Raw genomic sequence first — 24029 nt, forward strand, 5'->3', positions numbered from 1 at the left:
CCCCCGCCGGGGCCCCCGAAAGGACGACGGTGTTCGATTCGACCCAGCTCTCCCCGCCCGAGCGCGCCGAGGCGGAGGCGACCCCTGCCGGACCGGACCTCCTGACGGCGGTCCGTGAGCGCCTCGGCGCCGTCGACGACGAGTTCTCCGGCCGCCTCGACGAGCACCTCCCGCGCCTGGTCGATCTGCTCGCCACGGTGTACGCCGGCCGCGACGACCTCGAGGACCAGCTGGTCGCGATCGTCGAGCTCGCCGCCGCCTCCTGGGAGGAGCGGCCCGAGGAGCTCCGCGCGCTCGACCGCGCCCGCGAGCAGCACCCGACCTGGTTCCTCTCGAACAAGGCTCTGGGCGGGGTCTGCTACGTCGACCGCTACGCGGGCGACCTCGAGGGGCTGCGCGCCGAGATCCCGTACCTCCGCGAGATCGGCCTGAACTACCTGCACCTGATGCCGCTCTTCGATGCGCCCGAGGGCGAGTCGGACGGGGGCTACGCGGTCTCGAGCTACCGGCGCGTGCGGCCGGACCTCGGCGACATGGAGCAGCTCCGCGGGCTGGCCTCCGAGCTGCGTGAGCAGGGCATCGCACTCGTGGTCGACTTCGTCTTCAACCACACCTCGAACGAGCACGAGTGGGCGCAGCGCGCGCTCGCCGGCGAGCAGCGCTTCGAGGACTACTACTGGATCTACCCGGACCGGGAGCAGCCCGACGCCTTCGAGCGCACGACGCGCGAGATCTTCCCGGACGACCATCCCGGCTCCTTCGTTCAGCTGGAGGACGGGCGCTGGGTCTGGGCCACGTTCCACCGCTACCAGTGGGACCTCAACTACTCCAACCCCGAGGTGTTCCGGGCGATGGCGGGAGAGATGCTCTTCCTCGCCAATCAGGGCGTCGACGCCCTGAGGATGGACGCGGTCGCGTTCATCTGGAAGGAGCTCGGCACCACCTGCGAGTCGCAGCCGCAGGCGCACCTGCTGCTGCGCGCGTTCAACGAGGTCTGCCGCCTGGCCGCTCCGGCGCTGCTGTTCAAGTCCGAGGCGATCGTGCACCCCGACGAGGTGATCGAGTACATCGACGTCGAGGAGTGCCAGCTCTCGTACAACCCGCTGCAGATGGCGCTCACCTGGGAGGCGCTCGCCACCCGCGACGTCCGTCTCCTCTCGCAGGCCCTCGAGCGCCGGCACGCCCTCCCCGAGGGCACGGCCTGGGTCAACTACGTGCGCGGGCACGACGACATCGGCTGGACCTTCGCCGACGAGGACGCCGCCGAGCTCGGGATCGACGCGGCCGGCCACCGCCGGTTCCTCAACGACTTCTACACGGACCGGTTCGACGGCACGTTCGCCCGCGGAGTGCCGTTCCAGGAGAATCCGCGCACCGGCGACCGCCGCGTCTCGGGCACCACCGCGTCCCTCGCCGGAGTGGAGGCGGGCGACGCCTACGGGATCGACCGCGTGCTGCTCGCGCACTCGATCGCCCTGAGCACCGGCGGGCTGCCGCTGCTCTACCTCGGCGACGAGGTCGGCCAGCTCAACGACCACGGCTACCTCGACGACCCGACGACGGCCGGGGACTCGCGCTGGGTGAACCGTCCCCGCCGCCCCGCGGAGCGCTACGACGAGCGCGAGGTCCCGGGGACGGCCGCGAGCGAGGTCTTCGGCGGGCTGCTGCACCTCATCGCCGTGCGCAAGGCCGTGCCGATGTTCGCGGGCACCGAGCTGAGCGTCTTCGACCCGGTCAACGACCACGTGCTCGGCTACCAGCGCCCCGGCGACGGGGAGTCGGTGCTCGTGCTCGCGAACGTGTCGGACGAGGTCCAGGAGGTCGCGGCCGAGCGGTTCGGCGGGTTCGCCGCGGAGGCGGTCGACCTGGTCACCGAGATCGCGGTCGACCTGCGCGAGGGCTTCCGTCTCGCTCCGCTGCAGTTCGTCTGGCTGAGGGTGACCCCGGCCTGATCGGACCGCGCGAGGCCCTCGGCGCGGGGGCCGTCGCCGGTACCCTGGGGCGGATGACTCCCGCTCCCCGCGCCCTCCTCGTCCGCCTCCGCACCGACGCGCGACTCGCGCGCAAGGTGGGCGGCGAGCTGCTCGCGGCCCGCCGGGCCCGCCACGCGGTGGCCCGGCTGCTCGCGGAGCGCGGGCCGCTGCCCGAGGGCCGGTTCGAGATCGGCGTCTACTTCGCCGACGGCGACATCAACCTGTACCAGCTGCGGCAGTGGTACCGGCCGCTGGCCGAGCTGGCGGAGACGCACCCGGTCGTGCTGCTCAGCCGCAACGCCGGCGCCGCGGAGGTGCTGCTGCGCGAGAGCCCGGTTCCCGTCGCCTACGTCCGCTCCGTCGCCGACCTCGAGAGCACCATCGCGAGCCAGCCGCTGCGGATCGTGCTCTACGTCAACCAGAACGCCCGCAACTTCCAGATGATGCGCTACGGGCGCCGCTGGCACGTCTTCGTCAACCACGGCGAGAGCGACAAGATGTACATGACGACGAACCAGTTCAAGGCGTACGACTACAGCATGATCGCCGGGGACGCCGCCCTGGCCCGGCTGCGCCGCGTGCTCTGGGACTACGACTTCGACAGGCGCGCCCTCGCCATCGGCCGTCCTCAGGCGGACCACTTCGCCGGCGCCGTGCCGTTCACGCCCGACGAGCGCCGCGTGGTGCTCTACGCGCCGACCTGGGAGGGCGACCGCCCCGCCGCGGGCTACGGCTCGATCCGGAGCCACGGCACGGCCCTCGTGCGCGGGCTCCTGGCCGACCCGCGGTTCCGGCTCGTCTACCGCCCGCATCCCCGCAGCGGCGCGGTCGACTCCGACTACGCCGCGGCCGACCGGGCGATCGTCGCGATGATCGCCGCCGCCAACGCCGCCGATCCGCGAGCCGGTCACGTGCACGACACCGGTGCCGAGCTCGGCTGGCAGCTCGCCGCCGCCGACCTCGCGATCCTCGACGTGTCGGCGATGGTCTACGACCGGCTGGCCACGGGGCGCCCGCTGCTGGTCACCCGGCCCGTCAGCGCCGAGGCCGAGGTCGACGAGAGCGGCTACCTCGGCGACGCGGAGTGGCTGCACGCCGAGGACGCCTCCGCGATCATCGCGCGGATCGACAGCGCCGAGCACGATCCGGAGTCGGTCGAGCGGCTGGAGCGCTGGGTGCACCGCTACTTCGGCGACACGTCGCCCGGAGCGGCCACGCGGCGCTTCCACGAGGCGATCGAGCACCTGCTCACCGAGTGGGAGCGGCACGCCGCTCTGCACCGGGGCGACGGCGCGGTCGACGACCACGATCCGGAGGGCTGAGCGGGCGGGAGCACCGCTCGAACGGCCGCGTCAAGGGTGGGCCGGTCGCCGGGCGGCCTCCCGGTGCCCCGCTACGCTCGTCCCATGATGACCCCGCGCGCCTTCGCCCGCTCCCGCCGGCGCCGGTCGGCACCCGCCCAGCCCGCGGTCGAGCCGGACATCGTGGTCTCCGCCGACCCGGAGAAGCCGGTCTTCACGATCCGCTCCTTCCGCATCGGCCTGTTCGGCGCGCTCGGCGTGCTGGTGGCGCTCGTCCTGGGCGGCCTCGTCGTGCAGCTGGGCACGGTGCTGACCTACATCTTCGTGGCGCTGTTCTTCGCGCTCGGCCTCGATCCGCTGGTCTCCTGGCTCGAGAGCAAGCGCCTGCCGAGGCCGCTCGCGATCACGGCGGTCTTCGCCGCGGTGGTGCTGATCTTCGCCGGCCTGCTGGTCTACATCATCCCGATCCTGGTCGAGCAGCTGACGATGTTCGTCACGAGCGCCCCGCAGATCGTCACCGACATCGCCTCGCAGCAGTGGGTGCTCGACCTCGAGCAGCAGCTGCGCGGCGTGATCGACATCGACGAGCTGATCGAGAGCGTCCAGAGCTTCATCGGCAACCCCAACAACCTGCTCTCGCTCGGCGGCGGACTGATCGCGGTCGGGACCGGGATCGCCAGCGGCGTGACCGGCGCCGTCATCGTGCTGATCCTGACGCTGTACTTCCTCGCGTCGCTGCGCTCGATGAAGGCCGTCGCCTACCGCTTCGCCCCCGCCTCGCACCGCGCGAAGGCGCACGAGGTCGGCGACGAGATCACCGGCGCCGTGGGCCGATACGTGGTCGGCCAGGTCTCGCTCGCCGGCGTGAACGGCGTGCTCACGTTCATCCTGCTGCTCTCGATCGGCGCCCCGGTGCCGGCGCTGCTGGCCTGCGTCGCGTTCCTCGGCTCCCTGATCCCGCTGGTCGGCACGCTCTCGGGCGCCGTGATCATCTCGCTCGCCTGCCTCCTGGCCTCGCCGCTGACCGCGCTGGTCGCCGCGATCTACTACCTCGTCTACATGCAGGTCGAGGCGTACCTCCTCAGCCCCCGCATCATGAACAAGGCCGTCTCGGTCCCCGGTGCGGTCGTCGTGATCGCGGCGGTGGCGGGCGGCACCATCGCGGGCGTGCTCGGCGCCCTGGTCGCGATCCCGGTCGCGGCCTCGGTGATCATCGTCGTGCAGAAGGTCGTCTTCCCCCGTCAGGACGCCAAGTAGCGGACCGCACCGCGACGGCCGGTCCGCTCAGCGCCAGGGCGGCACCGCGCCGTCGACCGCAGCGCTGAAGCGGCGGACCGACTCCGGGACCGCGACGCCCTCCTCCGCCGGCACCGGCGCGAGCGTGCGGGTGACCAGCGGCACGACGCCCGCCCAGACCCCGGCCTCCGGCTCGTCGCCCGCTCCGTGCGCGCGCACCTTCAGGCTCGCCTCGGCCAGGGGGAGGCGCAGCACCAGCGTCGCCGCGATCTCGCGGTCGGTGCTCGGCCGCACCTCCTCGTTGCGCCCCGGCAGGAGGCGTGCCACCAGCAGGTCGAGGGCCCGCGCCTTCTCCTCGCCCTCCAGCGCCTCGGCTCGGCCGATCACCATCGCCGAGCGGTAGTTCATCGAGCTGTCGAAGGTGGAGCGGGCGACGACCAGTCCGTCGACCAGCGTGACCGAGGCGGTGAGGAGCGAGTGCCGCGCCGCCTGCCGCAGCAGTCCTCCGCCGCTCGACCCGTGCAGCAGGAGGGAGTCGCCGTCGCGGGCGAAGAGGATCGGCAGCACGATCGCGGCGCCGTCCCGCACGACGGCGACGTGGGCGACGAGCGCCTCGTCGAGCAGGGCGTGCAGCTCGGCGGGATCGGTGCGCTGGCGGTCGCGGAGACGGGAGACGCGGGTGCGGTCGGTGACGGGGAGGCTGTCCATGTCGGAATCGTCCCGCGCCGACTGGATCTGCCAGGATGCCACTGGGCCGCGATCGGAGTGGTCCAGAGCGGAGCGGTCGATGGCGTCGGGCGATCTGGAGATCCCGCTCCTCCTCGGGCCGTCGCCGCGCGGCTCGGTCCGCGCCGGGCTCGCCGAGGCGCTGCGCCAGGCGGTGCTGGAGGGGCGCTACCGGGCGGGCGATCCGATCCCGTCGAGCCGCGTGCTCGCCGAGCGGCTCGGCGTCTCGCGGGGCTCCGTCGTCGCCGCGGTGGATCAGCTGGTGGGGGAGGGCTACCTCGTCGCCCACCCGCGCGCAGCGGTGACGGTCGCCTCCGACGGACTGCTGGCGCCGGCGCCGCAGGAGCCGCGGCCGGAGTCCCGGGAGACCGTCGTCCCGCCCGCCGCGGCGGACCTGAGGCCGGGCCGGCCGGACACCCGCGCCCTCGACACCCCGGAGTGGCGGGCCGCCTGGCGCCTGGCGCTCGCCTCGCCGCCCTCGGCGCCTCCTCGGGGTTCCGGGGACCCGGCCCTGCGGGAGCAGATCGCCGAGCAGCTGCGCCGGTCCCGCGGCGTCGACGTGCAGGCGTCGGACGTGGTGGTGACCAGCGGCACCGCGGGCGCCGTCGCGCTCCTGGCCCGCGCCGCCTCGGCCTCGCTCGGACGCGAGGTGCGCGTCGCCGTCGAGGACCCCGGCTACCCGGCCGTCCGGCGCCGCCTGCGCGCCGACGGGCACGAGGTCGTCGGCGTCCCGGTGCGCGGCGACGGCATCGACCTCGACGCTCTCGCGAGCTCCGGCGCGGACGTGGTCGTCGTCACTCCGTCGCACCAGTACCCGACCGGAGGCAGGCTCGCCCTCGCCGAGCGCCTGGAGCTGGTGCGCCGCGCGTCGGCCGGCCCCCTGCTCGTGGTGGAGGACGACTACGACAGCGAGTTCCGCTACGTCGGCGCCCCGCTGCCCGCGCTCGCCTCGCTCGACTCCGGCGGCGGAGTCGCCCATGTCGGGTCGTTCTCGAAGACCGTCTCGCCGTGGCTCCGCATCGCCTACCTGGCCGTTCCGCCGGCGTCCTGGCTCCGCGGGGCGCTGGCCGGCCTCGACGACGAGAAGGACGCCTCCGCCTCGGGTCCGACGCAGGCGGCGCTCGCGCAGTTCATGGCGAGCGGGGCGTTCCGGAGGCATCTCACGCGCTCGAGACGGCGCTACGCCCACCGCCGTGAGCTGGTCCACGCCTTCGGGGAGTCGGTGCCGTGGGGGCGCGCGAGCGGACTCGACGGGGGTCTGCACGTCGTCCTCTCCCTGCCCGCGCCTCTGGACGCGCACGCCGTCGCGGCCGCGCTGCTCCGGGAGGGACTGCTCGTCGCCACTCTGCACGAGTACGCCCTGTCGGGACGGGCCGCGACCGAGGCGCTGGTCCTCGGCTACGGCCATGTCGGCGACCTCGAGCTCGCTGCGGCGCTGGACCTCGTCGACCGGACCGTCCGCGCGCTCGCCGCCGGGGCCGTCCGTGGTATCCCTGGAGGATGACCCGCGACTCCGCCCTGCACATCACCGACGATCCCGACGCCGACGCGCTGCTCAGCCGCGACCCGCTGGCACTGCTGATCGGGATGCTCCTCGACCAGCAGGTCGCGATGGAGACGGCCTTCTCCGGGCCCCGCAAGATCGAGGAGCGCCTCGAGGCGGAGGGCGCCTCGTTCGACGCCGCGTCGATCGCGGGCTTCGACGAGGACGCGTTCTCGGAGCTCTGCCGGACTCCGCCCGCGATCCACCGCTACCCGGCGAGCATGGCGGGGCGCGTGCAGGTCCTCTGCCGCGCTCTGGTCGACGACTGGGACGGCGACGCCGCGGCTGTCTGGACGCGGGACGAGCCCGACGGCCGCACGGTACTCGCGCGTCTGAAGGCGCTGCCCGGCTTCGGCGAGCAGAAGGCGCGGATCTTCCTCGCCCTGCTCGGCAAGCAGCGCGGATTCTCGGGGGAGGGCTGGCGCTCGGCCGCGGGCGCGTACGGAGAGGAGGGCGCCTTCCGCTCCGTCGCCGACATCGTCTCTCCGGAGTCGCTGACGAAGGTCCGCGCCACCAAGCAGGCCGCGAAGGCCGCCGCCAAGGCGGAGAAGTAGGGCCGGGGGCGGCGGCCGGATGGATCGAGCGCTCGACGACGGTTCCGGTCGCCGTCTCCGCAGTCGCAGGCCGAGCAGCCTGACCCGATGATCCCCGCCGCCACCGCCCGGCTGCGCTTCCGCGAGATGACCGCCGAGGACCTCCCCGACATGGCGGACCTGCTCGGCGACCCGGTCGTGATGCGGTACTACCCCGCGCCGAAGGACCGCGAGCAGGCAGCCGCCTGGATCGAGTGGAACCGGCGCAACTACCGCGAGCACGGCTTCGGGCTGTGGATCGTCGAGACCCTCGACGGCGAGTTCGTCGGCGACTGCGGGTTGACCTGGCAGCGCGTCGACGGCGGGATCGAGCTCGAGGTCGGCTACCACGTGCGGGCCGGTCTGCACGGCCGCGGCTACGCCACCGAGGCGGCTGCGGCCTGCCGCGACCTCGCGCTCGCCCACCGCCTCGCGGGACGACTCGTGGCGCTCGTGCACCCGGACAACGCCGCCTCGAGGCGCGTCGCCGAGAAGACCGGCCTCCGCGTGATCGCCGAGGACCGCGACGGCGGCGGACTCGTCCGCACCGTGCTCGGGATGCCGCTCGTCGGGCCCGGGTGCCGGCCTCGGGAACGCTGACCGATCGCCTCCGACGGCTCCGGACCACAGCGCGCGGCCCGCGCCGAGCAGGATGGTCTGAGCTAGATCCGGTCCTCCAGCGCCGCGATCAGCGCCGCGCGGTCCTCACGGAGGATCGAGGCCCCGCCCCCCGGCACGGTCCGCACCTCGACGCCGCGGCCGGCGAGGACGCCGCCCAGCGAGCCGTGGCCCAGCGGGTCCTCAGGCATCACGGCGAGCGTCGGCACGGGGAACGTCTCGGGGGCCTCGGCCGCACCCCGTGCCGTCAGCCCGCCGGCGGAGTCCTGCTCCCAGAGCGCGTGGGCCGACACGTCGAGCTCGATCTGCTCGTCCGTCCAGATCGGGTGGCGGTGGCGGAGGGAGTCGGCGTCGCCCTTCTCGACGTGCGCGACCGAGCCGCCGCGGTGGAGCGCGCTCGTCAGTCCCCGGGCGTCCGAGAACGCGGGGTCGAGCAGGACGAGCCGGTCGGCGCCGTACTCGGGGGCGAGCCGGGCGGCGACGACGGCGCCGAGGCCGTGGCCGATGACGAGGTCGGGGGTCTGCAGCACCGAGGCGCGGACGTCCGACGCCCAGCGCTCCGGCGAGTACACGGGCGACGCCGGCGAGCCGCCGTGACCGGCGAGATCGGGGGCCACCACGCGGTAGCCGTGCTCGTGCAGCGTCGGGACCAGGGCGTACCAGATCCGGGAGTCGGAGCCGAGGCCGTGGAGGAGTAGCGCCGTCCGCTCGCCCGTTCCGCCGTAGTCGCGGACGAACAGCGCCAGCGGCTTGGCCGGCGCGGCGGCCAGCGCCTTCCGCTCGGCACGGGTCGGCTCGAGCACGAGGGTGTTGCCGAACGCCTGCGGTGCCGGCCCGAACGCGTCGCGCGCGCTCTGGATCACCTTGCGGCCCAGCATCGCGTTGCCGACGCCGCCCAGTGCCGCTCCGATCCCGAACGGCATCGCCCGGCCGACCAGGCCCGCGCCCTGCTGGGCGAGGAAGTGCTTGGCGAAGGACTTCTTCGCGCGGTCCGCCAGCTCGCCCACGAGGAAGGACGGCAGGCCCTTCGTGACCACGGAGCCCCAGTACTGGTTGAGGCCGCTGCCCCCGCCGACGGCCTGCCCGGCCACCTGGCGCACCATCTCGCTGCCGGAGGAGCCCATCATCAGCGTGAGCACGAGGGCCCGCGCGCGGTCCGGGTCCTCGAGCGGGATCCCGTGCACCTCCGTCACCGACTGCGCGAAGAGCGCGCTCGCCTCCAGGAACCCCGCCGCTCCCGCGCCGGAGAGGGCCACCGAGGCGGCCGTGCCGATGCCGGGGACGACGGCGGTCGCCCCGATCGCCGCGCCTCCCGCGGCCACGCTCGAGAGGTACTGCCGCTCGAGCGACGTGATGATCTGGTCCGGAGTCGCCCCGGGACGCCGGCGCCGCAGCAGGCGGATGTTCGCCAGCACGGCCGGGCGCTGCACCGCGAGGAGCCGGTCGAGCAGCTTCGCCAACTGCGCGTTCTCGGAGCCGTCGGCCTGCTCCACCTCGCCGGCCCTCTCCACGGCGCGCTCGCGCTTGCGGTCCTTCTGGGCCATGTCGTGCACTCCTGCGTCCTCGGGCGCCGCGTGCGGGAGGGGTCAGTCGTCGGAGACGGTGCCCTGGACGGGCGGGCCCTCGGCCGGCGCCGTGCTGCTCCGCGGTGTCGGCGCGTAGTCCTCAGCGTAACGCGCGAGCACCTCCTCGATCGGCGCGTCCAGCACCAGGCGGCCCTTGTCCAGGTAGAGGCCGCGCGTGCAGAAGCGGCGGAGGTCGCGCTCGTTGTGCGAGACGAAGAAGAGGGTGCGGCCGGAGGCGAGCAGCTCCTCGATCCGCGCGTAGCACTTCTCGCGGAACGCCCTGTCGCCGACCGCGAGCACCTCGTCCACCAGGATGATCGGCTCCTCGAGCCGCGACACGACGGAGAAGGCGATCCGCACCTTCATCCCGCTCGAGAGGTGCTTGTAGGGGGTGTCGAGGAAGTCGCCGATCTCGGCGAACTCGATGATCGAGTCGAAGCGCGCGTCGACCTCGCGCTTGGACATCCCGTGGAGACCCGCGGTCAGGTAGACGTTCTCGCGGACGCTCAGGTCGGCCACGAAGCCGCCGGTGATCTCGATGAGCGGAGCGACGCCCCCGCGCACCTCCACCGCGCCCTCGTCCGGCAGCACCACGCCGGCGACGAGCTTGAGCAGCGTCGACTTCCCCTGACCGTTCCGGCCGACGACACCGATCGCCTCGCCCGCCCGCACCTGCACGTCGAGCCCGCGCAGCGCCCAGAACTCGCCGGGCCGCGAGCGGCGGGAGCGGCCGGCGAAGAGGTCCTTGAAGGAGCGGCGGCCCCGCCGGTTGCGGCGGAAGCGGATCCCGAGGCCGCGGCACTCGATGACCACCGGGGCGTCGGCCATCACAGCTCCTTCAGCACCGCGCGCTCGGAGCGGCGGAAGACGACGAGGCCCAGCGCCAGCACGAGCACCGAGAGGCCCGCGGAGGCGAGAATGAGCGGGACGTCGAGCTCGCTCTCGAAGAACGCGGAGCGGTAGAGGGCGAAGATCCCGCTGAGCGGGTTGAGCGCCGCGAGCGGCCGGATCTGCTCCGGCAGGTTGGCCGTGGAGTAGATGATCGGCGACGCGTAGAAGAGGAACCGGAGCACGAGCTTCACGGCCCGCTCCAGATCTCGGAAGAAAACCACGAGCGGGGCCACCAGCAGACCCACGCCGAGCGTGAGCACCGCCTGCAGCAGGATCGCCACGGGGAACAGCAGCGCCGCCCAGGTCAGGTGCGCGCCGGCGATCACGGCGAAGAGCACCAGCACCGGCAGGCTCGCCACGAACTCGATGCCCTTCGAGAGCACGATCCGCCCGACCCAGATGGTCCGCGGGATCGACGTCGACCGCACCAGCTTCGCCTCGCGGAGGAACGCGCGGGTCGCGTCGGAGGTCGCCTGGTTGAACCACATCCACGGCAGAAGGCCCGCGAGCAGGAAGACGATGTACGGGTCCTCGCCGACGGTCCGCCGGAAGACGACGGTGAAGACGAAGAAGTAGATGCCCGACATGATGAGCGGGTCGAGAACCGACCAGACGTAGCCGAGCGCGCTCGTGGCGTACCGGACGGTGAGGTCGCGCCTGGTGAGCAGCCAGAGGGAGTGACGGTAGCGCCAGGCCCGGGAGCGCCGGTGGCGCAGGGCCGTCTCGGTCGCGAGGGTGTCGGCCGTGCTCACTGCGCGACTCCTCCCGTCGGCTCCGCTCGAGCCGGGGGAGGAGCCGGGAGCGTCAGACGAAGAGGTTCGCGCGCTCGAGGTCCTCGGCGAAGTCCACCTCGACGGCGTAGAGGTCGGAGATGTCCATCGGCTCGACGAGCAGGCGGTCCTGCTCGATCGCCAACTCTATGCCACGCTCGAAGTAGTCCTGGGCGTCGACCCGGGCGAGCTGGCGCACCAGCGCGGCCTTGTCGGAGGCGGACACGTAGTTGATCCCGACCGCCTCGCCGAGGCCGCCGCGCACCGTCTTGGAGAGCTCCTGAATGAAGCCCTCGGCGCTCGTCGTGTACTTGACCTCCTCGTCCGACACCTTCGAGGTGTTGACGGTGACGAAGGAGACGTCCTTCGCGATCAGCGCGGCCGCCCGGTCGAGGATGCGCGGGTCGAAGACGACGTCGCCGTTCATCCAGAGCACGCCGCCCTGCCCGCTCGCCTGCAGCGCGCGGAGGAGGCTCTTGGAGGTGTTGGTCTGGTCGTACTGCTCGTTGTAGACGAACGTCGCCGAGGGGAAGGCCTCGATGATGTGCTCGAGCTTGTAGCCGACGACGATGCTCACCGGGACCTTCGTGCCGAAGGCGTGGTGGATGTTGTCGAACTGCTGCTGCATGATCGTGCGCCCGTCGCTGAGCGGCGTGAGCGGCTTGGGGAGCGAGCGGCCGAGCCGGCTGCCCATCCCTGCGGCGAGGATGACGACGGTGGCGGGGCTGCTGCTCGTCGAACCTGTGTGCATCATCGTGTGTTCTCCTCGAATTAACCGCTGCGTCTCGATCTGATCGACTCCTCGGGTAGAGACCTAGTGTACAGTTCACGCCCCCCGGGGCCAGGGTGGTTGACCTCTCGCCGTGTCGCCGGGTGTCGGCGCGGGCGCCGGGGGCCTGCGGGCGAGTTGGTACCGTAGCCGGATGACGTCCGTGACGAACGCCGAGCCCGCTGAGGGTGCCGCGGATCCGGACGGCGCCTCGCCCGTCGTCTTCGAGCTGCACCAGCTGACCCGGACCTTCGGGAGGACGGTGGCGGTCGACCGCATCGACCTGGCCGTCCGCGCGGGGACCTTCTACGGGATCATCGGCCCGAACGGCGCGGGCAAGACCACCACGCTCTCGATGATGACGGGCCTTCTGCGACCCGACACCGGCCGCGTCCTCGTGCACGGCGTCGACGTCTGGAAGGACCCGTCGGCCGCGAAGCCGCTGATCGGGGTCCTGCCCGACCGCCTCCGGCTGTTCGACCGGCTCACCGGCGCCCAGTTCCTCGCCTACTCCGCCGCGCTGCGCGGCATCGACCTCGCCACGGCGAAGCAGCGCACGGTCGAGCTGGCCGAGGCGCTCGGCCTCTCCGACGCGCTGGAGCGCCTGATCTCGGACTACTCCGCGGGGATGGCGAAGAAGGTCGCCCTCGCGGCGGCGATGATCCACGCCCCGCGCGTGCTGGTCCTCGACGAGCCGTTCGAGTCGGTGGACCCGGTCTCCTCGGCCGCCGTGATCACCGTGCTGCGCCGCTTCGTCGAGGGCGGCGGCACCGTCGTCCTCTCCAGCCACGGGCTCGACTTCATCGAGCGCGTCTGCGACGACGTGGCCGTGATCGTCGGCGGGCGCGTGCTCGCCTCCGGGACGGTCGCGGAGGTCGCCGGCACCGCGACGCTGGAGGAGCGCTTCCTCGAGCTCGCGGGCGGCAAGCAGATCGCCGAGGGGCTGCAGTGGCTGCACGACTTCTCCGGCTGAGGATCGACGTCCTCCTGGGCGCGTTCCGCTCCGGGCCCGCGCGCTCGGCCGGCGCCGTCCTGGGCGTGGTCGTGGTCGTCGCGGTGACGGCCCTGCTGATCGGGGCGATCGGCGCTCTGCGCTCCTCCGACGCGGCGGCGGGCGCTCTCGTGACCGCCGGCGGCCTCGTCTCCGTCGGCTTCCTGGTGCTGCCCTTCCTGCTCGGCCCGCTCGACCCGATGGATCCGCGCGCGTTCCGCCTCTTCGGCCTTCCGCCGCTCCGCCTCGCCGGGGCGCTCGCCCTGGCCGGCCTCGTCTCTGTCCCCACGCTCGCCCTGCTGGTGGTCGGGCTCGCGAGCGCGCCGCTCGCCCCGGGCGCAGGCGCCTTCGCCGTGGTCGGCCCGCTCCTCGCGGTGGCGACGGCCTCCCTGTTCGCGCGGATCGGCCTCGCCGCCTCCGCCGCCCTCGTCCCCTCCCGGACCGCCCGCGAGCTGCTGGCCGTCCTCGGCCTGGTGCTGATGCTGGGCGGTCCCGCAGCCCTCGGCGCCGCCGCGCTGGTCGACACGGGGGACACCCCGGTGCTCGAGCGCTGGGGCGCGGCGATGGGGGCCACTCCGTTCGGTGCGGCGTGGATGATCGCCCCGGCCGCCCGGACCGGCGACGCGCTCGGCCCGCTCCTGCTGGCCCTGGCGACGCTCGTCGCGGCGGGCGCGCTCTGGTGGCTCGTCGTCCGCCTGCTGACGGAGCGCCCCGAGCGCACGCACCGGCCGCCGCGCGGCCTCCGGCTGGGCTGGTTCGACGTCCTCGGCTCGACCCGGACCGGCGCGATCGCGGCGCGCAGCATCACCTACTGGCTCCGGGATCCGCGCTACCAGGCGTCGCTCGTCGCCGTGCCGGTGCTGCCGGTCGCGGCCCTGCTGCTGCTCGCGGTCGTCGGCGTCCCCTTCCCGCTGCTCTCGCTGCTCCCGGTCCCGCTGATCGCGCTGTTCCTCGGCTGGTTCCTGCACAACGACGTCGCCTACGACGGCTCGGCGTTCTGGCTCCACGTGGCCGCGGGCGTCCGCGGCTGGTCGGACCGGCTCGGCCGCGCCTTCCCGACCCTCCTGCTCGGCGTGCCGGTCGTCGTGCTCGGCTCGCTGATCAGCAGCGCGACCTCGGGGCTCCCCGATGCGCTGCCCGTCGTGCTCGCGGTGAACACCTGCCTCCTGCTCGTCCCCGCCGGCGTCGCCAGCGCCGTCTCGGCACGGCTCGCCTATCCGGCTCCGCGCCCGGGCGACAGCGCGTTCACGCAGCCCCAGGCCCCCGGAGCCAGCGGCGCCGGTCCGCAGTCCCTCGCGTTCGGCCTGGGGCTGCTCCTCTCGGCTCCGGCCGTGGTGCTCGGCGTCCGCGCCCTGTTCGTCGACCCGGAGGCGGCGGGCGACGCCGTGCTCGTCGGCTTCGGCAGCGCCGTGGTCGTCTTCGCCCTCGGCGTGCTCCTCGGCGGCCGGCTGTTCGAGCGCCGCGCGACCGAGCTGGTCGCATTCACCAGCCGCTACTAGCGCCGCCCGATCCGGAGCGCACGGCCGCGGGCCCGGGCTCCGCGCGTAGGATCGTCGGCATGATTCCGCGCGTCCAGAACAGCAGCACCGACCCCCTCGAGGGAGGCGGAGGAACCGCCACGCTCGACCGCGAGCTCGAGGAGCTCCTCAACCAGGAGTCCATCGAGCCGGGCGACCACGAGCGCTTCTCCCACTACGTGCCGAAGGACAAGATCCTCGAGAGCGCCATCACCGGCAAGCCGGTCCGCGCGCTCTGCGGCAAGAAGTGGCTCCCGGGCCGCGACCCGGAGAAGTTCCCGGTGTGCCCGGCCTGCAAGGAGATCTACGCGAAGATGAAGTGAGCGCCCGCCCGCTCACTCGTAGCGGGTCGGGATGACGGGCTCGCCGCGGCCGAGCCGGAGCGCGTCGATCGGCAGCTCGAGGACCGCGTTGGCGTGGTGCGCGCGGGCTGCCGCCACTCCCTCGATGCCGAGGTGCTCGGGGCGGATCGTCCCGTCCTCGATCAGGGGGACGAGCAGCGCCCGCTCGCCCTCGCCGACGGCGCCCTCGGGGCCGGCGCCCACGTGCACGACCTCGGCCTCGGCGATCCCGTCGTCGGAGAGCAGACGGCCGGCGGCCTTCCGTCCGCCGATCGACGCCTTCGAGACCGACTTCTTCGCCACCGCGACCCACTCGCCCGCGTCGTCCTCGTGCGCGACCAGCTTGTAGACCATGCCCGCCGTCGGGTGGCCCGAGCCCGTCGCCACCGAGGTGCCGACGCCGTAGGAGTCGACCGGTGAGGCCGCGAGCGCGGCGATCCCGTACTCGTCGAGGTCGTTGGTGACGGTGATGCGCGTGCCGGTCGCGCCGAGCGCGTCCAGCTGCTGCCGGACGGCGGCCACCTGCTGGGGGAGGTCGCCGGAGTCGATGCGCACAGCGCCGAGGCCGGTGCCGGCGACGCGGACCGCCAGGTCGACGGCGGCTGTCACGTCGTAGGTGTCCACCAGGAGGGTCGTGCCGGGGCCGAGCGCGGCGACCTGCGCGCGGAACGCCTCCTCCTCCGAGTCGTGGAGGAGGGTGAAGGAGTGCGCGGAGGTGCCCATCGTGGGCACGCCGAAGCTGCGGCCCGCCTCCAGGTTCGAGGAGGCGCCGAATCCGGCGATGTAGGCGGCGCGAGCGGCCGCGACGGCGGACCGCTCACCGGCGCGGCGCGAGCCCATCTCGGCGAGCGGTCGCCCGTCGGCGGCCGAGACCATCCGCGCGGCGGCGCTCGCCACGGCGCTGTCGTGGTTGAGGACGCTGAGCACCAGGGTCTCCAGCAGCACGCCGTCGGCGAAGGGCGCCTCGACGATGAGCACGGGGGAGCCCGGGAGGTAGACCTCGCCCTCGCGGTAGCCCCAGACGTCGCCCCGGAAGCGGTAGTCGGCGAGCCAGTCCAGCGTGCGGGAGTCGACGACGCGGTTCTCGCGGAGCCAGGACAGCTCGTCGTCGCCGAAGCGGAAGCGCGAGATCAGCTCGAGGAGCCGGCCGGTGCCCGCGAGCACGCCATAGCGGCGTCCGGGCGGGAGGCTCCGGGCGAACACCTCGAACATGCAGCGGCGGTCGGCGGTGCCGCTGCCGAGGGCGCCCTCGACCATCGTGAGCTCGTACCGGTCGGTGAGGAAGGCCGTGGAGTCCATCCGCTCAGTGTTCCACGGCCGCCCCCGCGCGGCCCAGGCGCGGGTGCCGGGGCTTGCGCACGCCGCCGGGCCCGGGAACGGCGTGCGGCCGGGACCGGGCCGCAGGGCGCGGGTAGGCTGTTCCTCCGTGACGGACGCACCGCTGGGCATCTTCGACTCCGGAGTCGGCGGGCTCACCGTCGCCCGCTCCGTGATCGACCAGCTGCAGAACGAGTCGATCGTCTACCTCGGCGACACCGCGCACTCGCCCTACGGGCCCAAGCCGCTCGCCGACGTCCGCGCCTACGCCCTCGACACCCTCGACACGCTGGTCGATCAGGGCGCCAAGCTGCTCGTCATCGCCTGCAACACCGCCTCGGCCGCGATGATGCGCGACGCCCGCGAGCGCTACACGCTCGGCCGCGGCATCCCGGTGATCGAGGTCATCCAGCCCGCCGTCCGCAGCGCTGTCCGCGACACGCGCAACCGCCGCGTCGGCGTGATCGGCACGGTCGGGACGATCCGCTCCCGCGCCTACGACGACGCCTTCGTCGCCGCGCCCGACCTGCAGCTGTTCACCGCCGCCTGCCCGCGCTTCGTCGAGTTCGTCGAGGCGGGCGTCACCTGGAGCGACGAGCTGCTCGCGGTGGCGGAGGTGTACCTCGCGCCGCTCAAGGCCGCGGGGGTCGACACGCTCGTCCTCGGCTGCACGCACTACCCGCTGCTGCGCGGTGCCATCGCGTACGTGATGGGGCCGGACGTCCGCCTCGTCTCGAGCGCCGAGGAGACCGCGCTCGACGTCTACCGGACCCTCGTGGCGCACGGCCTGCAGCGCACCTCCGCCGCTCCTCCGACCTACCGGTGGGAGGAGACGGGCTCGAGCGACTTCGTCCGCCTCGCCCGCCGCTTCCTCGGCCCGGAGGTCTCGAGCGTCGACCTCGTCGAGACCGGCACCATCAACCTGCGCGAGCTCGACCGGGCCGCGCTCCCGCACGATCGAGGGAGACCCGAGTGACCGACAGCACCGCATCGAAGGCCGCGCGCAGGGACGGGCGGGCGCCCGACGAGCTGCGCACCGTGACGATCGAGCGCGGCTGGAGCTCCCAGGCCGAGGGCTCCGCGCTCGTCTCGTTCGGGAACACCAGGGTGCTCTGCACCGCCTCCTTCACGAACGGCGTGCCGCGCTGGCTGCAGGGCAAGGGCAAGGGCTGGGTCACCGCCGAGTACGCGATGCTGCCCCGCTCCACCAACTCCCGCATGGACCGCGAGTCGGTCAAGGGGAAGGTCGGCGGGCGCACGCACGAGATCTCGCGGCTGATCGGCCGGAGCCTGCGCGCGGTGGTCGACACGAAGGCGCTCGGCGAGAACACCCTCGTCATCGACTGCGACGTCCTCCAGGCCGACGGCGGCACCCGCACCGCGGCGATCACCGGCGCCTACGTGGCGATGGCCGACGCGATCGAGTGGGCGCGCGGCAAGAAGTACGTGGGGCAGAAGGCGCAGCCGCTGATTGACAGCCTCTCGGCGGTGTCCGTCGGCATCATCGACGGCGTGCCGATGCTCGACCTGGCCTACGTCGAGGACGTGCGCGCCGAGACCGACATGAACGTCGTCGTCACCGGACGCGGCCTGTTCGTCGAGGTGCAGGGCACCGCCGAGGGAGCCCCGTTCGACCGCCGCGAGCTCGACGCCCTGCTCGACCTCGCGGTCGCCGGCGCCTCCGACCTCGCCCGCATCCAGGCCGAAGCGCTCGCCGCGGAGCCCGGAGCGTGAGCCTGGACCTCGTCCTCGCCACGCACAACGCGGGCAAGGTGGAGGAGTTCCGCGCCATGCTGGCCGGCGCGCTCCCCGGAGTCGGCGTCCGCGCCTACGACGGACCCGAGCCCGTCGAGGACGGCGTGAGCTTCGCCGAGAACGCGCTGATCAAAGCGCGCGCGGCGGCGGCGCACACCGGCCTCGTGGCGCTCGCGGACGACTCCGGGATCTGCGTCGACGTCCTCGGCGGCGCGCCGGGCATCTTCTCGGCCCGCTGGTCGGGACGCGCGCACGACGCGACGGCCAACCTCGAGCTCCTCCTGGCGCAGCTGCACGACGTGAAGGCAGAGCACCGCGGTGCGCACTTCAGCTGCACCATCGCCCTCGTGGTGCCGGACTCCGTGCTCCCCGGCGGACAGGAGACGGTGGTCGAGGGCCGCTGGGACGGCGCGATCGCGACGGCCCCGCGCGGTGCGAACGGCCACGGCTACGACCCGGTGTTCGTCCCCGAGGCCGGGGCGCTCACGGCGGCCGAGCTCGCTCCCGAGCAGAAGAACGCCCGGAGCCACCGCGCCCGCGCCTTCACCGCGCTGCGCGCCGAGCTCGCCGCCCTGTCCGCCCGGCTCTGACCCGGCGGGTTCCCACCGCGGGATGCCACTCCGGTGCACGCCTGTCGGCGTGCCGCGTGCCGGAGTGGCGTCCCCCGGAGGCGGAGGTCAGGACTTCGGGTGCTTGTCGTCCAGGGTGTCGGCGTCGAGCACGTAGGCGGCCGACTCGGTCGAGTCGGTCTCGGGGTCGGCGGCGAGCTTCGCCTTGCGCTGCTGCTGGAAGAAGTGGAACAGCGTCGGCACCAGCGCGAGCACGACCGCGCCGATCAGGATCACGTCGATGTAGTGCGAGACGAAGTCGGCGACCGGCGGGATGAAGGCGAGCAGCCATCCGATCAGGGTGACCCCGCTGCCCCAGATCAGGGCGCCGATGAGGTTGTAGAGGCTGTACTTGCGGTAGTTCATGTGAGCCACGCCGGCCGCGATCGGCGCGAAGGTGCGGACGATCGGCACGAAGCGCGCGAGGATCACGGCGAGGCCGCCGAAGCGCTCGAAGAACGCGTTGGTCCGCTTCACGTTCTCGATGCTGAAGAAGCCGGACTCCTTGCGCTCGAAGATGCGCGGGCCGGCCTTGTGCCCGATCAGGTAGCCGACCTCGCCGCCGACGAAGGCCGAGAACCCGACGGCCAGGCAGATGAGCCAGATCGGGACGCCGAGGCCGCCGTTCGAGGCGTTCTCGTGCGCCAGCAGGCCCGTGATGATCAGCAGCGTGTCGCCCGGGAAGAGGAAGCCGATCAGCAGTCCGGTCTCGGCGAACACGATGAGGCAGACCACGAGCACGCCCCAGGGGCCGAACGAGGTCAGGATCGTCTCCGGATCGAGCCAGGGGACGAGGGCGGCGTGATTCAACGGATCTCCAGTCGACGGGGGCCGGTGGCCGGTCGGCGGTCACGCGAGCGCGCTCAGCGTACCGGCCGATCCCGTGCGGAAGGAGGGACTCGAACCCTCACGCCTCTCGGCACAGGAACCTAAATCCTGCGTGTCTGCCATTCCACCACTCCCGCGTGCGGGCTCCAGTGTAGAGAGGAGGGCCCCGCGCCTCAGCCGCGGGAGGCCGCCCGGGGGAGGTACCGCGGGATCCAGCGAGCGAGCGCCCCCGCTCCGCCCAGACCGAGCACCCCCATCACGACGGCGGCGAAGGGGAGGGAGATCAGGGCGGTGAGCGCCGACACGACGATCGGGGCGGCGGCGTTGCCCGCGTCGCCGGTGAAGCGGAACGCGCCGAGGAACGGGGCCGGATCGGCGGGGGGCGCGAGATCGGCGCCGATGGTCATCAGGATCCCGGAGCCGATGCCGTTCGCGGCCGCGAGCACGCAGGCCACGGCGACGAACCAGGGCACCGGATCGAGGGCGAGCACCGAGGCGGCGAGGGCGAGGTGGCCGAGCCCGAGGCCGATCATCGAGGGGATCGCGGTGGCGCCCCGGCCGAAGCGGTCCATCAGCTGGCCGCCGGCGTAGAAGAGGGCGAAGTCGAGCGCGCCGGCGATGCCGATGATGATCGCGGTGTCGGTCTCGGCGAGCCCGATGCTCACCGCCCAGAGGGGGAGGATCAGCGTCCGGCTCGCCCGCAGCGCCCCGATCACGGCGGCGCCGGTCCCCATCCGAGCGAGGACCCCGCGGTGCTCGCGCAGCGTCCCGAGCAGCGACTGCGGCGACTCCGGGACGGTCGCCGACGCCTCCGCGGCGACCACGTCCTCCGGAGCGGCGCGGTCGGCCGCGGCCTGCGCCCGCCGCAGCACCGTCGCGGGGTCGGGCACGAGCAGCAGGACCACGACCGCCGCCACGCAGCAGACGATGTGCACCCAGAAGACGGACTCGACGGAGCCGGTGAGGTGCACCACCCCGGCCGCCAGGAACGGGCCGATCAGCCAGCCGGCGCGGAACGCCCCGGCGAGGGCGCTGAGCGCGCGGGCGCGGTGCGTGATCGGGACGAACGACGTCATGAACGCGTGCCGCGCCAGCGCGAAGACCGCGGTCGCGAGGCCGATCACGAAGACGCCGATCGTCAGCCCGACCCATGACGTCGAGAGCAGGCACACCACGAGCCCGAGGATCGACGCGGCCGAGGCTCCGAGCATGGCGCCGCGCTCGCCGATCCGCGAGACGATCCAGCCGCTGGGGATGTCGCCCGCCAGCTCGCCGATCATGATCATCCCCGCCACGAGGCCCGCCAGGGCCAGCGTCGCGCCGAGGTCGCCGGCCGCGGCCGGCAGGAGGGGGATGATCGCCCCCTCGCCGATGGAGAAGAGGAGGGTGGGGAGGAAGGTCGACAGCAGCAGCGGCCCGACGGGGAAGGGGTGCGGAGCGGTGCTGGTCACCGTCCCCAGGGTACGCCCGGGCCGGAGGGCGGCCCCCGGCCCCCGGTAGTCTGGACGCACCATGCTGGACAACGACTTCACCGAGCAGATCACTGCTCTCCGCTCCACCTTCGCCGACATCCGCGCCGTCATCGACGTGGACGGTCTCCGCTCGAAGATCGCCGAGCTCAGCGAGCAGGCCGGCGCCCCCGACCTGTGGGACGACACGGCCAACGCGCAGAAGGTGACCAGCGCCCTCAGCCACCGCCAGTCCGAGCTCGCCCGGATCACCGCGATCGACCGGCGCCTGGACGACCTCGAGGTGCTCGTCGAGATGGCGAACGAGGCCGAGGACGCCGAGTCCGAGCAGGAGGCGATCGCCGAGCTCTCCTCCCTCCAGAAGGTCATGGGCGAGCTCGAGGTGCAGACCCTGCTCGACGGCGAGTACGACGACCGCCCCGCCGTGGTCACCATCCGCGCGGGAGCGGGCGGCGTCGACGCCTCCGACTTCGCCGAGATGCTCATGCGCATGTACCTCCGCTGGGCCGAGAAGCACAAGTACGCCGCGACCGTCATGGACGCCAGCTACGCGGAGGAGGCGGGCATCAAGTCGGCCACCTTCCAGATCGACGCCCCCTACGCCTTCGGCACGCTCTCGGTCGAGGCCGGCACCCACCGCCTCGTGCGGATGAGCCCCTTCGGCGCCGCGGGCAAGCGCCAGACCTCCTTCGCCGCGGTCGAGGTCATCCCGCTGATGGAGGAGGCCGGGGCGATCGAGATCCCGGACAACGACATCCGCGTGGACGTCTTCCGCTCCTCCGGCCCCGGCGGCCAGTCGGTGAACACCACCGACTCCGCGGTGCGCCTCACCCACCTGCCCACCGGCACCGTCGTGTCGATGCAGAACGAGAAGAGCCAGATCCAGAACCGCGCCGCGGCGATGCGCGTGCTCCAGTCGCGGCTCCTGCTGCTGCAGAAGGAGCAGGAGGCGGCCACCAAGAAGGAGCTCGCCGGCACCATCACCGCGAGCTGGGGCGACCAGATGCGCAGCTACGTCCTCGCTCCGTACCAGATGGTGAAGGACCTGCGCACCGACCACGAGGTCGGCAACCCCTCGCACGTGTTCGACGGCGATCTGGACGGCTTCATCGCCGCCGGGATCCGCTGGCGGAAGTCCTCCTAGCGCGGCTCGGGCGCGTCCCCACCGACGCGCCGCGCGCCCCCTCGGCGGACTCTTCGGGATCGTCGCTTACCCTCGTACCGACATGATTCGCTTCGACAACGTCTCCAAGCAGTATCGGGGCGGCACGAGACCCGCCCTCAACGCCATCGATCTCGAGATCCTCCGGGGCGAGTTCGTCTTCCTCGTCGGCGCCTCCGGCTCCGGCAAGTCGAGCTGCCTCCGCCTGATCCTCAAGGAGGAGCGCCCCTCCTCCGGGTCGATCCACGTGCTCGGGCAGAACCTCGGCAAGATCTCGAGCCGCAAGGTCCCGTACTTCCGCCGCAACATGGGCGTCGTGTTCCAGGACTTCCGGCTGCTGCCGAACAAGTCGGTCTTCGACAACGTCGCGTTCAGCCTCCAGGTGATCGGCAAGTCGAAGGGCTACATCCAGGAGGCCGTCCCGGACACGCTCAAGATGGTGGGCCTCGCGGGCAAGGCGTCGCGCCTGCCCCACGAGCTCTCCGGCGGCGAGCAGCAGCGCGTGGCGATCGCCCGCGCCGTCGTCAACAAGCCGGCCGTCCTGCTGGCCGACGAGCCCACGGGCAACCTCGACCCGACCACGAGCGCCGGCATCATGGCGCTGCTCGAGCGGATCAACGCGGGCGGCACGACCGTGATCATGGCGACCCACGAGGCCGGCATCGTCGACCAGATGAAGCGCCGCGTCATCGAGCTCTCGGCAGGCAGCATCGTCCGCGACGAGAGCCAGGGCGGCTACGGCCAGACCGAGAGCATCACCGTCGTCCACGACGGCGTCGTGGTCGTGGCGGCCGACGACCACGCGGTCGCCGAGCAGCCCGCGCCCCCGGCGATCATCGACAGCGAGCTCGCGCCCGCCGAGGTCCCCGAGATCGACCTGCGCCAGGAGGCCCCGGCCCCGCCGCCGCCCCGCGCGTCGTCGAGCTGCAGAGCCAGACCGGTCCGATCTTCCTCCCCGCCGACACCGGCGCCCTGCCCGAGGAGTCGCTCGCCGCGCGCCTCGGCCTCCGCGCCCACGCGGGCGAGGGCGACGAGACCGGCGACGACCAGCAGAACGTAGGACCCGTCAAGTGAGATTCGCACTGATCTGGTCGGAGGTCGCCAGCGGCCTCCGGCGCAACGTCTCCATGGTCGTCTCGGTGATCCTGGTGACCTTCATCTCCCTCACCTTCGTCGGCACGGCGATCCTGCTCCAGATGCAGATCGGCCAGATGAAGAACTTCTGGTACGACAAGGCGCAGGTCGCGGTGTACATGTGCACCGCCACCTCCGGCGGCTCGAACTGCAGCGGCTCCGACGCCACCGCCGAGCAGATCGACGCGGTGCAGGGCCAGCTCGAGGGCGCCACGCTCGCGCCGTACATCGACCGCTCCTACTTCGAGGACCACGACCAGGCCTACGCGAACTTCCAGGAGCAGTTCGCGGGCAACCCGGTCGCCGAGTACGTCACTCCCGACCTGCTCAACCAGACCTTCTGGATCAACCTGAAGGACCCGACCCAGTCGGACGTCATCGTGGAGAGCCTGTCGAGCGTCTCGGGAGTCGAGAGCGTCACCGACCAGCGGCAGTACCTCGACCAGATCTTCTCGATCCTCAACGCGGCGAGCTACACAGCGATCGGCATCGCCGTCCTGATGCTCGTCGCGGCCGTGCTGCTCATCGCCACCACGATCCGCCTCTCGGCGTTCTCGCGGAGACGGGAGCTGGGCATCATGCGGCTCGTGGGGGCCTCGAACCGGTTCATCCAGACCCCGTTCATCCTCGAGGGGGTCTTCGCCGCGCTGGTCGGCTCGATCCTCGCGGGAGTCGCGGTGGTCGCCATCGTGCAGGTCTTCGTGCAGGGGTTCCTGGCGTACCGGATCCCGCTGACGTCCTTCGTGGGACTCGACGACGCTCTGATCGTCGTGCCGATCCTGATCGTGGTCGGCATCGTCCTGGCCGCCGTCTCGGCGAACGTCGCGATCGCGCGGTACCTGCGGGTCTGATCCCGGACCGGACGTATACTGGTGGGCTGTCCCGTTCGGGGCGGCCCACCGGTGCATCGCCCCGACGATGCCCGCCCCCTTCATCCGCTCGC

Annotated in this window: 23 protein-coding genes and 1 tRNA gene; 15 read left to right on the forward strand and 9 right to left on the reverse strand. The window is 72.8% G+C overall.

All coding sequences use genetic code 11. The features are described 5' to 3' along the window. Positions 1–101: 101 nt before the first annotated feature. The 3 genes from C5C10_RS03585 to C5C10_RS03595 all read left to right on the forward strand — a co-directional run bounded on the left by C5C10_RS03585 (position 102) and on the right by C5C10_RS03595 (position 4531). Positions 102–1952: an amylosucrase gene (locus C5C10_RS03585; protein WP_104328584.1), complete on the forward strand. Its 1851-nt coding sequence runs from the start codon at positions 102–104 to the stop codon at positions 1950–1952. A gap of 53 nt (positions 1953–2005) precedes the next feature. After that, on the forward strand, positions 2006–3295 hold the full coding sequence (locus C5C10_RS03590) for a hypothetical protein (protein ID WP_258060387.1): 1290 nt from the start codon (positions 2006–2008) through the stop codon (positions 3293–3295). Positions 3296–3379: 84 nt separating this feature from the next. Further along, positions 3380–4531, forward strand: a complete 1152-nt coding sequence (locus tag C5C10_RS03595; RefSeq protein WP_244229611.1) for an AI-2E family transporter — start codon at positions 3380–3382, stop codon at positions 4529–4531. A 27-nt stretch (positions 4532–4558) separates the two neighbouring features. On the opposite strand, the gene C5C10_RS03600 is transcribed toward C5C10_RS03595, so the two are convergent. Beyond that, positions 4559–5218, reverse strand: coding sequence for a pyridoxamine 5'-phosphate oxidase family protein (locus tag C5C10_RS03600; protein WP_104328539.1), 660 nt, complete (start codon positions 5216–5218; stop codon positions 4559–4561). A gap of 79 nt (positions 5219–5297) precedes the next feature. Between C5C10_RS03600 and C5C10_RS03605 the strand changes: the two genes are divergently transcribed. The 3 genes from C5C10_RS03605 to C5C10_RS03615 all read left to right on the forward strand — a co-directional run bounded on the left by C5C10_RS03605 (position 5298) and on the right by C5C10_RS03615 (position 7951). Then, a complete protein-coding gene (locus C5C10_RS03605) occupies positions 5298–6740 on the forward strand; it encodes a PLP-dependent aminotransferase family protein (RefSeq protein ID WP_181073380.1) in 1443 nt (480 codons plus the stop codon). Then, positions 6737–7333, forward strand: a complete 597-nt coding sequence (locus C5C10_RS03610) for an HhH-GPD-type base excision DNA repair protein (protein ID WP_104223574.1) — start codon at positions 6737–6739, stop codon at positions 7331–7333. The genes C5C10_RS03605 and C5C10_RS03610 overlap by 4 nt, the downstream gene beginning before the upstream one ends. An 87-nt stretch (positions 7334–7420) precedes the next feature. Then, on the forward strand, positions 7421–7951 hold the full coding sequence (locus C5C10_RS03615) for a GNAT family N-acetyltransferase (RefSeq protein WP_104328541.1): 531 nt from the start codon (positions 7421–7423) through the stop codon (positions 7949–7951). Positions 7952–8013: 62 nt separating this feature from the next. On the opposite strand, the gene C5C10_RS03620 is transcribed toward C5C10_RS03615, so the two are convergent. From C5C10_RS03620 to C5C10_RS03635, 4 genes are read right to left on the reverse strand one after another with little or no spacing between them, the layout of a single operon-like run. Further along, positions 8014–9513, reverse strand: coding sequence for an alpha/beta hydrolase (locus C5C10_RS03620; RefSeq protein WP_104328542.1), 1500 nt, complete (start codon positions 9511–9513; stop codon positions 8014–8016). Between the two features lie 42 nt (positions 9514–9555). Then, positions 9556–10362 (reverse strand): ABC transporter ATP-binding protein, encoded by an 807-nt coding sequence (locus C5C10_RS03625; protein WP_104223571.1) that lies wholly within the window; start codon positions 10360–10362, stop codon positions 9556–9558. Next, positions 10362–11177 (reverse strand): ABC transporter permease, encoded by an 816-nt coding sequence (locus C5C10_RS03630; protein ID WP_374953337.1) that lies wholly within the window; start codon positions 11175–11177, stop codon positions 10362–10364. Before C5C10_RS03630 ends, C5C10_RS03625 begins: the two co-directional genes overlap by 1 nt. Positions 11178–11229: 52 nt before the next feature. Further along, positions 11230–11946, reverse strand: coding sequence for an NTP transferase domain-containing protein (locus C5C10_RS03635; RefSeq protein ID WP_104226983.1), 717 nt, complete (start codon positions 11944–11946; stop codon positions 11230–11232). 172 nt (positions 11947–12118) lie between these two features. Between C5C10_RS03635 and C5C10_RS03640 the strand changes: the two genes are divergently transcribed. The 3 genes from C5C10_RS03640 to C5C10_RS03650 are packed head-to-tail and all read left to right on the forward strand — an operon-like array spanning position 12119 to position 14795. Next, positions 12119–12937: an ABC transporter ATP-binding protein gene (locus C5C10_RS03640; protein WP_104223570.1), complete on the forward strand. Its 819-nt coding sequence runs from the start codon at positions 12119–12121 to the stop codon at positions 12935–12937. Further along, positions 12913–14454 (forward strand): ABC transporter permease, encoded by a 1542-nt coding sequence (locus tag C5C10_RS03645; protein ID WP_104328543.1) that lies wholly within the window; start codon positions 12913–12915, stop codon positions 14452–14454. The genes C5C10_RS03640 and C5C10_RS03645 overlap by 25 nt, the downstream gene beginning before the upstream one ends. 59 nt (positions 14455–14513) lie before the next feature. Next, a complete protein-coding gene (locus C5C10_RS03650; protein ID WP_104223568.1) occupies positions 14514–14795 on the forward strand; it encodes a DUF3039 domain-containing protein in 282 nt (93 codons plus the stop codon). Between the two features lie 12 nt (positions 14796–14807). Here the strand turns inward: C5C10_RS03650 and C5C10_RS03655 are convergent, their stop codons facing one another. Further along, positions 14808–16112 (reverse strand): nicotinate phosphoribosyltransferase, encoded by a 1305-nt coding sequence (locus C5C10_RS03655; RefSeq protein WP_104262681.1) that lies wholly within the window; start codon positions 16110–16112, stop codon positions 14808–14810. Positions 16113–16239: 127 nt separating this feature from the next. Here C5C10_RS03655 and murI point away from each other — a divergent pair, with 127 nt between their 5' ends. The 3 genes from murI to rdgB are packed head-to-tail and all read left to right on the forward strand — an operon-like array spanning position 16240 to position 18475. Beyond that, the gene (murI, locus tag C5C10_RS03660) at positions 16240–17106 is read left to right on the forward strand and encodes a glutamate racemase (protein ID WP_104328544.1); all 867 of its coding nucleotides are present in this window, start codon (positions 16240–16242) and stop codon (positions 17104–17106) included. After that, on the forward strand, positions 17103–17864 hold the full coding sequence (gene rph, locus C5C10_RS03665; RefSeq protein ID WP_104328545.1) for a ribonuclease PH: 762 nt from the start codon (positions 17103–17105) through the stop codon (positions 17862–17864). Before murI ends, rph begins: the two co-directional genes overlap by 4 nt. Then, a complete protein-coding gene (gene rdgB, locus C5C10_RS03670) occupies positions 17861–18475 on the forward strand; it encodes an RdgB/HAM1 family non-canonical purine NTP pyrophosphatase (RefSeq protein ID WP_104223564.1) in 615 nt (204 codons plus the stop codon). Before rph ends, rdgB begins: the two co-directional genes overlap by 4 nt. A gap of 87 nt (positions 18476–18562) precedes the next feature. On the opposite strand, the gene C5C10_RS03675 is transcribed toward rdgB, so the two are convergent. From C5C10_RS03675 to C5C10_RS03685, 3 genes are all read right to left on the reverse strand, one after another. Next, a complete protein-coding gene (locus C5C10_RS03675; RefSeq protein WP_104238166.1) occupies positions 18563–19303 on the reverse strand; it encodes a DedA family protein in 741 nt (246 codons plus the stop codon). A 74-nt stretch (positions 19304–19377) separates the two neighbouring features. Then, a tRNA-Leu gene (locus C5C10_RS03680) sits at positions 19378–19458 on the reverse strand. A gap of 36 nt (positions 19459–19494) precedes the next feature. Beyond that, positions 19495–20772, reverse strand: a complete 1278-nt coding sequence (locus C5C10_RS03685) for an MFS transporter (protein WP_258060390.1) — start codon at positions 20770–20772, stop codon at positions 19495–19497. A 61-nt stretch (positions 20773–20833) separates the two neighbouring features. On the opposite strand from C5C10_RS03685, the gene prfB reads away from it, so the two are divergent. The 3 genes from prfB to ftsX all read left to right on the forward strand — a co-directional run bounded on the left by prfB (position 20834) and on the right by ftsX (position 23937). Beyond that, positions 20834–21934, forward strand: coding sequence for a peptide chain release factor 2 (prfB, locus tag C5C10_RS03690; RefSeq protein ID WP_104226967.1), 1101 nt, complete (start codon positions 20834–20836; stop codon positions 21932–21934). A gap of 82 nt (positions 21935–22016) precedes the next feature. Next, complete coding sequence (gene ftsE / locus C5C10_RS03695; protein WP_104328547.1) at positions 22017–23012, forward strand: cell division ATP-binding protein FtsE; 996 nt, start codon at positions 22017–22019, stop codon at positions 23010–23012. A gap of 10 nt (positions 23013–23022) precedes the next feature. Beyond that, a complete protein-coding gene (gene ftsX, locus C5C10_RS03700; protein WP_104223559.1) occupies positions 23023–23937 on the forward strand; it encodes a permease-like cell division protein FtsX in 915 nt (304 codons plus the stop codon). Positions 23938–24029 lie beyond the last annotated feature (92 nt).

This window comes from Rathayibacter sp. AY1A3 (assembly GCF_002930975.1).
GTDB lineage: Bacteria > Actinomycetota > Actinomycetes > Actinomycetales > Microbacteriaceae > Rathayibacter.